The organism is Streptomyces sp. PT12, assembly GCF_003311645.1.
Taxonomy (GTDB): Bacteria; Actinomycetota; Actinomycetes; order Streptomycetales; family Streptomycetaceae; genus Streptomyces.
The window spans coordinates 98,292-105,877 of the sequence record NZ_QEST01000081.1 but is presented as its reverse complement, the minus strand read 5'-3'; the positions used below and the strand labels follow the sequence as shown (position 1 = coordinate 105,877).

4 protein-coding genes and 2 pseudogenes are annotated in these 7,586 nt (G+C 75.6%); 4 read left to right on the top strand and 2 right to left on the bottom strand.

What is annotated here, in order from left to right; genetic code table 11:
- Window positions 1-4,061, top strand: a 4,061-nt coding sequence (locus DEH69_RS09110; protein WP_113686409.1) for an SDR family NAD(P)-dependent oxidoreductase, incomplete at its 5' end; no start/stop codon positions are given.
- A 23-nt stretch (window positions 4,062-4,084) separates the two neighbouring features.
- On the opposite strand, the gene DEH69_RS09105 is transcribed toward DEH69_RS09110, so the two are convergent.
- The gene (locus DEH69_RS09105; protein ID WP_258534547.1) at window positions 4,085-5,113 is read right to left on the bottom strand and encodes an MMPL family transporter; all 1,029 of its coding nucleotides are present in this window, start codon (window positions 5,111-5,113) and stop codon (window positions 4,085-4,087) included.
- A 17-nt stretch (window positions 5,114-5,130) separates the two neighbouring features.
- Here DEH69_RS09105 and DEH69_RS09100 point away from each other — a divergent pair.
- From DEH69_RS09100 to DEH69_RS09095, 3 genes and pseudogenes are all read left to right on the top strand, one after another.
- A pseudogene (locus DEH69_RS09100) lies at window positions 5,131-5,305 on the top strand (transposase); the annotation flags it as partial.
- A pseudogene (locus DEH69_RS33615) lies at window positions 5,292-5,482 on the top strand (hypothetical protein); the annotation flags it as partial. The pseudogenes DEH69_RS09100 and DEH69_RS33615, both read left to right, overlap by 14 nt.
- Before the next feature lie 18 nt (window positions 5,483-5,500).
- Window positions 5,501-6,031 carry an acyltransferase domain-containing protein gene (locus tag DEH69_RS09095; RefSeq protein WP_369008266.1) on the top strand — a complete coding sequence of 177 codons (531 nt, stop codon included), beginning with the start codon at window positions 5,501-5,503 and terminating at the stop codon, window positions 6,029-6,031.
- 236 nt (window positions 6,032-6,267) lie between these two features.
- Here DEH69_RS09095 and DEH69_RS09090 read toward each other — a convergent pair whose 3' ends face one another.
- Window positions 6,268-7,395 (bottom strand): lectin, encoded by a 1,128-nt coding sequence (locus DEH69_RS09090; protein ID WP_113686393.1) that lies wholly within the window; start codon window positions 7,393-7,395, stop codon window positions 6,268-6,270.
- Window positions 7,396-7,586: the final 191 nt, after the last annotated feature.

The window sequence follows — 7,586 nt, the reverse complement described above, 5'->3', positions numbered from 1 at the left end:
GGCTGTTGATCGAGGAGGGGCACTCCCTCTTCGTCGAGGCGAGCGCCCACCCCGTGCTCGCCATGGCCATCCAGGAGAACGCCGACGCCGACATCGCCGCGGTCGGCACCCTGCGCCGCGACGACGGGGGCAGGGAGCGCTTCCTCACCTCGATCGCCGAGGCCCACGCGCACGGCGCCGACGTCGCGTGGTCGGCCGCGTTCGCCGGGTCGGGCGCGCGCACGGTCGAGCTGCCCACCTACGCCTTCCAGCACCGGCGTTACTGGATGGACGCCCCCGCGAGGACCGGCGTCGAACGCGTCCACCCGCTGGCCGAGACCGCCGTGCCGCTCGCGGGCGCCGAGGGCGCGCTGCTCACCGCGACGCTCTCGCCGCGCGACACCCCGTGGCTCGCCGACCACGCCGTCTCGGGCAGCGTCCTGCTGCCGGGCACCGCGTTTGTCGAGCTGGCCCTGCGCGCCGGGGAGGAGGCGGGCTGCGACCGGCTGGATGAGATGACGCTCCAGGCGCCCCTGCCGCTCCCCGCACGCGGCCGCGTCCACCTCCAGATCGCCGTGGGCGGCCCCCGCGACGCGGACAACCCCGCCGCGGGGCGCCCGTTCACCGTCCACGCGCGCCCCGCGGACGCCGAGGGGGAGCCCTGGACCACGCACGCCACGGGCGTTCTCGCCCCCGGCAGGGGCGCCGGGGCTCTGGACAACGACGGTGCGAGCGGCGACCTCGCCGTGTGGCCACCGCGGGGCGCCGTGCCCGTCGCGCTCGACAAGCTCTATCCCCAACTCGCCGCCCTCGGCTACGAGTACGGGCCCGTCTTCCGCGGCCTGCGGGCCGCGTGGCGGCGCGGCGACGAGGTGTTCGCCGAGGTGGCCCTGCCCGCCGAGCAGCGGGCCGACGCCGCGGGGTACGGGCTCCACCCGGCGCTGCTCGACGCGTGCCTGCACGGCGCCCTGCTCGACCGCGCGGGCGAGGACGCGGCCGGGCTCGCGCTGCCCTTCGCCTGGTCGGGGGTCGAGATCCACGCCGCGGGCGCGTCCGCCGCGCGCGTCCGCGTCACCCCTGACGGCGAGGACTCCGTGCGGATCCTGGTGGCCGATGTGACGGGCCGCCCGCTGGCCGCCGTCGAGGCGCTTGCGCTGCGCGAGGTGCCGCGCGGGGCGGCGGGCGCCGCCCCCGTGGTCGGCGGGCTCCACCGCGTCGAATGGGTGCCGTCCCCGGCCGCCGAGCGCCCCGACTCCCCCGAGGGCGCGGCGCGTTGGTGCGTCCTTGGCCGCGACGTGCCCACGCTCGACGCCCTGCCCGCCGCGGTGCCCGACGTGGTCGTGGCGCTCGTCGACGAGGGGCCCGACATCCAGGAGGCCGTGACGGCGGCCCTCGCGCTGGCCCAGGAGTGGCTGGCCTGTGAGAAGTCCGGCGCTGAGAAGTTCGGCGCTGAGAAGTTCGGCGCCGAGAGGTCGGGTGACGAGCGGTTCGGCGCCGCGCGGCTGGCGTTCGCGCTGCTGGGCGACGGGCCCGCGCAGGCCGCGGTGGCTGGGCTGCTGCGCAGCGCCCAGACGGAGAACCCCGGGCGCTTCGCGCTGGTCCACCTGGTGGGCGGCGCCGACGACGCGGCCGTCGGGTCGGCCGCCGCCGCGGTGGCGGCCCGCCCGGGCGAGCCCGAACTGCGCCTGCGCGCCGGGGAGATCGCCGTTCCCCGGCTGGCCAGGGCCGTCCGCAGGGTGCTGCCGCCGCCGCCCGCGGGGCACTGGCGGGTCGATGTCACCGCCGTGGGCACGCTCGACAACCTGGCCGCGCTGCCCTCGCCCGCCGCGGGCGAGGACCTGGCCCCTGGGCGGGTCCGCGTCGCCATGGGCGCGGCCGGGCTCAACTTCCGCGACGTGGTGATCGGGCTCGGCATGTTCCCCGGCGAGGCCGAGATGGGCGTCGAGGGCGCGGGCACCGTGGTCGAGGTCGGCCCTGGGGTGACCCGATTCGCCGTAGGGGACCGGGTGTTGGGGATGATCCCGGGCGCCATGGGCCCGGTGGCGGTGGCCGACGCCAGGACGCTGGTGCCGCTGCCCGACGGCTGGACGTTCGAGCGCGGCGCCGCCGTTCCCGTGATCTTCCTGACCGCCTGGATGGGCCTGGTCGAGCTCGGCGGCCTCGGCCGCGGCGACCGGATCCTCGTCCACGCCGCCACGGGCGGCCTCGGCCTGGCCGCCCTCCAGGTCGCCCGGCACGTCGGCGCCGAGGTCTTCGCCACCGCGAGCCCGGCCAAGCAGCATGTGCTGCGCCGCCTTGGCCTTGACGACGACCACATCGCCTCCACCCGCGACGTGCGCTTCCGCGACGCCTTCCTGGCCGCGACGGGAGGCGAGGGCATGGACGTGGTGATGAACGCCCTCAGCGGCGAGTTCACCGACGCCTCCCTCGCGCTGCTGCCGCGCGGCGGGCGGTTCGTGGAGATGGGCAAGACCGATGTGCGCGACGCCGAGGCCGTCGCCCGCGAACACCCGGGCGTGCGCTACCAGTTCTTCGACCTGATGAGCGAGGACGCCGAGCGCGTGGGCCTGGTGCTGCCGCGGCTCATGGAGCTCTTCGCCGAAGGCGCCCTGACCCCGCCGCCGCTGCGCGGCTGGCCGCTGGCGCAGGCGCCCGACGCGTTCGACACCATGCGCCGCGCCGAGCACATCGGCAAGATCGTGCTCACCGCGCCACGCCCGCTCGACCCGTCCCGCACCGTCCTGCTCACCGGCGGCACGGGAACGCTGGGCGCCCTGCTGGCCCGCCACCTGGTCACCCGGCACGGCGTGCGGCATCTGCTGCTGACCAGCAGGCGCGGCGAGGCGGCGGACGGCGCGGGCGCCCTCGTCGACGAGCTCACCGGTCTCGGCGCCGAGGCGCGGGTCGCCGCGTGCGACGCGAGCGACCGCGACGCGCTGGCCGCGCTGCTCGACGGCATCCCGGGCACGCGGCCCCTTGGCGCGGTGTTCCACCTCGCGGGGCTGCTCGACGACGCGGTGCTCGACGACCTGACGCCCGCGCGGGTCGAGCGCGTGCTGCGGGCCAAGACGCGCTCGGCGCAGCTGCTCGACGAGCTGACGGAGCGCGCGGACCTGGACGCGTTCGTGCTGTTCTCCTCGGTCGCCGGGGTGCTGGGCACCGCGGGGCAGGCCAACTACGCCGCGGCCAACGCCGCGCTCGACGCGCTCGCCCGCCGCCGCCGCGAACGAGGGCTGCCCGCCGTCTCGCTGGCCTGGGGCCTGTGGCGGGAGGCGAGCGGCATGACGGGGCACCTGGACGCGCGGGACATCGGCCGCCTGGCCCGCACCGGGGTGGCCCCGCTGGAGACGGACGAGGGCCTGGCGCTGTTCGACGCGGCGTTCGCGGGCGGCGAGCCCGCGCTCGTCGCGGCCCGCCTCGACCCCGAGGGGCTGCGCGAGCAGGCCGCGGCCGGTGCGCTGCCCGCGGTGCTCACCGGGCTCGGCGGCGCCGTGCCGCGGCGCAGGGCCGCCGCGGCGGCGGCCGAGCCGCCCGCGTCCCAGGACGGCTCGCTCAAGGGCAGGCTGGCGGATGCCGCGCCAGAGGAGCGGCGGCGCGCGCTGCTCGACCTGGTGCGTTCCCACGCGGCGACCGTGCTGCGGCACGGCACGGCGGCCGACGTCGGCCCCGACCGCTCCTTCCGCGAGGTGGGCTTCGACTCGCTCACCGCCGTCGAGCTGCGCAACCGGATCAACGCCGCGACCGGTCTTCGCCTGCCCAGCACGGTGATCTTCCGGCACCCCACGCCCGCGCTGCTCGCGGAGCGGCTGCACGGCGAGCTGTTCGAGCGGGAAGGCGACGCGGCGGCGGGCGACGCGGCGGCCGTGCTCGGCGAGTTGGACCGGTTGCGGGCCGCGGTGTCCGCGCTGGGCGCCGACCAGGACGGGCGGCTCGCGGTCGCGGCCCGGCTGCGGTCGCTGCTCGGCGAGGTCGAGGGGGGCGCGCAGGGCGGCGCGGGGGCGCCGGGGGGCGGCGACGAGCTGGGCTCGGCGAGCGACGACGAGATGTTCGCGCTCATCGACATGGAGCTTGGCATCGAGTGACCGCGCGCTCCCGGGGCCCCGGGTCAGCCCCCGGGGCCCCGGTTCAGCCCGCGTGGTCGTGCCCGTGTGGGCGGGCGCGTTCGTGCCCGTGCGGGCGGCTGAGGGGCCGCCACCACGCCCGGTCCCCGAGCAGGGTCATCAGCGCGGGGGACCAGCACCATGCGGATGAGCGTCGCGTCGATGACGACGGCGGTCGCCAGGCCGATCCCGGCCATCTTGACCAGGGTGTCGGGCACCGTGGAGAAGGAGAAGAAGACGACCGCCATGATGATCGTCGCGCACGTGATGACGCGGGCGGTCGAGCCGATGCCGGAGACCATCGCGCGGTGCGCGTCATTGCCGCCGTCGTAGGACTCGCGGATGGCCGAGAGGAGAAACACCTCGTAGTCCATCGAGAGCCCGAACAGCACCGCGAACAGCAGCATCGGCACCGCCGAGACGATCGGCACGCTCTTGTCGAGACCGAGCAGCTCGATGCCCCAGCCCCACTGGAAGACGGCCGTGACCACGCCGAACGACACCCCGATGGACAGCGGCGTCATCAGCGCCGCCTTGAGCGCGATCAACGGCGCCCTGAACATGGCGAACAGCAGCATCCCCGCGCCGACCACCGCGAGGACCCCCCACGGCAGCCGCTCCCCGATGACCTCGGCCAGGTCGATGACCACCGCGGTCGGGCCGCCCACCAGCACCTCGCCGCCGGAGGCCGCGAGCGTCGCGGGCCCGGTGTCGTCGCGGATGCGTTCGACCAGCTCGGTCACGGCCTCGTCCTGCGGCGCGCTGTGCGGGGTGGCGGTCACGATGGCCACCTCGCCGTCCTCGCTGGGCCGCGGCTCGTCGACCAGCCGCACCTCGGGATCGTCCTCGAGCGCCGCGGCCAAGTCCCGCGGCCCGGCCTCGTCGGCGCCCCTGACGGTCATGACAAGCGGCGCGTTCCAGCCCGCGCCCCAGCGCTCGGTGACGATGTCGTAGGCGCGGCGCTGCGTCAGCTCGCCCGGCTGGCTGCCGTCGTCGGGCGTGCCGAGCCGCAACGACAGCAGCGGCGGCGTCATCAGCAGGAGCAGGGCCGTCGATCCGATTCGGCCCTGTGCTGGTCATCGTCGACCAGCCCGCCTCGATCGGCGCCCTGCCGCTGACGGTCGCGTGGGACGTCGGCTGTCACGAACGCCTACCTGCCCGGGCTGGCGATGCGCCGGATCGCCGACCTCTATCCCGGCGAGGCCAAGACCGATGCCCGTGACGCTGACCGCCGCCGAGGTGGACGCGGTCGAGGCGCACGGCACGGGCACCAGGCTCGGCGACCCGTCGAGGCGCACGCCCTGATGGCCACCTACGGCCGGGGCAGGGACGCCGAACGGCCGCTGTGGCTGGGCTCGTTGAAGTCCAACATCGGCCATGCCCAGGCCGCGCCCGGGGTGGCTGGCGTCATCAAGACGGTAATGGCGCTGCGCCACGCGGTGCTGCCGAAGACCCTGCACGCCGAACGCCGTTCGACCCATGTGGACTGGGAGGCGGGCGCGCCGGGCCGCTCGCGGGCGTCGAGGCGCTGGCGGCGGGGAACGCCGCGCCGGGCGTGGTCAGCGGCGAGGTGCGCGCCGACGCGGGGCGGGTGGGCCTGGCCTGTGCGGCCCGATGTCGTGCTCGGGCACTCGGTCGGCGAGATCGCCGCGGCCCATGGCGTGGGGATCCTGTCGCTGCCCGACGCGTGCGACCTGGGCGCGGCGCGCGGCGGGCTGATGGACCGGCTGCCACCCGGCGGCGCGATGGTGGCCATCGTCGCGCCCGAGGCCGCGGTGCTGCCCGAACTCGCGGGCCACGAGGGCGTCGCGGGCATCGCGGCGGTCAACGCCCCCTCGTCCGTGGTGGTTTCGGGCCCCGAAGAGGTGGTGACCGCGGTCGCCGATGCGCTGGCCGCCGGGGGCGCGAGGACCAAGCGGCTGCCGGGCGCCACGCGTTCCACTCCCCGCTGATGGACCCGATGCTCGCGGAGTTCCGCGCGATGGCCGAGGGCATCGCCTCACGCGACCAGCTGCCCGAGGCGCTCGCGCGCTGCTGACCCCCGACGGGGCCCTCGCGGCCCCGACCGCCCCGCGGCGGCGCCTCGTTTGACGGGCGCCGCCGCGGTGTCGCGCCACGGGCGCGCGTGACCGCGCGGCCCGGACGTGGGGTTTCCGGGCCGCGCGGGGGTGGCGAGGGCGTCGCGGGGTCAGCAGTAGAGGTTGCCGCCGGGGTCGACGCCCAGGATGCCGGTGAACTGCTGGTAGCGGCTCACCCTGCTCTGCACGGTGCCGGGGTTGCGCCCGTCGCACTCGAGGGAGCCGTTGATGGCGCGGATCGTGTGGCCGAAGCCCGCCTGGTTCACCATCGCGTTGTGCGGCGTCATGGTGCCAGGCCCGCTCTGGGTGTTCCAGTACCACAGCCCCGTGGCCCAGGCCACGGCCGACTCGCGCTCCACGCGCCAGGGGTTGTTCAGCAGGTCCATGCCGAGCGCGTCACCCGCGGCCTTGTAGTTGAAGTTCCAGCTGAGCTGGATCGGGCCACGGCCGTAGTACGCCGCCTGACCGGCCGGGCAGCCGTAGGGCTGGCCCCAGTCGCAGTAGTTCGGGTAGTTGGCCTGGTTCTGCTCGACGATGTGGACCAGGCCGCCGGTCTCGTGGTGGACGTTGGCGAGGAACGCCGCCGCCTCCTGCCTGCGCACGGTCTCGCTGCCGGTGTTGGCGAAGCCAGGGTAGGAGCTGAGTGCCTGGACGAGGCCGCCGTAGGTGTAGAAGGGGTTCCTGTTCGGGAACATCTGGTTGAACTGGGCCTCGCTCACCACGAACGCCGCGGGGTTGGGGCCGCCGCCCGCGCCCGGCGCCGTCCACTTCTGGTTCGACGCGCCGGTGCAGGTCCACAGCTGGAGCCGCGTCCCGTTGGCCGTGCTGCGGTCGCGCACGTCAAGGCACTTGTCGGCCTGCGGGTTCACGATGTCGCCGGCGGCGGTGACCACCCACCGCTGGTTGGGGCTGCCGGTGCAGTCCCACAGCTGGATGGGCGTGCCGTCGGTGCGCCCGCCGCTGGTGACGTCGAGGCACTTGCCCAGCGCGCGGATGGTGCCGTCGCCGCCGACGTTCCAGCGCTGGGCGGCCGTGCCGTTGCAGTCGTAGAGCTGCACGGGCGTGCCGTTGGCGGTGTCCGCCGCCGCGACGTCGACGCACTTGCCGCCGAGGCCGCGGATCGGGCCCTCGGCGGCGTGCGCGGGCGGCGCGACGAACAGGGTGGCGACGATCGCCGCGAGCGCGACGACGATCGCCGAACGTCCGAGCGGAAGACGTTTCAGGAAGCTGATGGACATGGTGAGTTGTCCCCTTCGCATCAAAGGGCGCCTGTGAGGTGAGGAGCGGTGATCAGCGCGCGCCGAGCGTCGCCTGGTTTAGTGGAGCGTTCATGACAATTCGCTCGGCGAGGGAGCATGCGGGGCCGTGGGGGAGCGGGGGGTGGCGCGCACCGGTCCAAGGTCTAGACCATGTCCGCGTCATGTCTAGA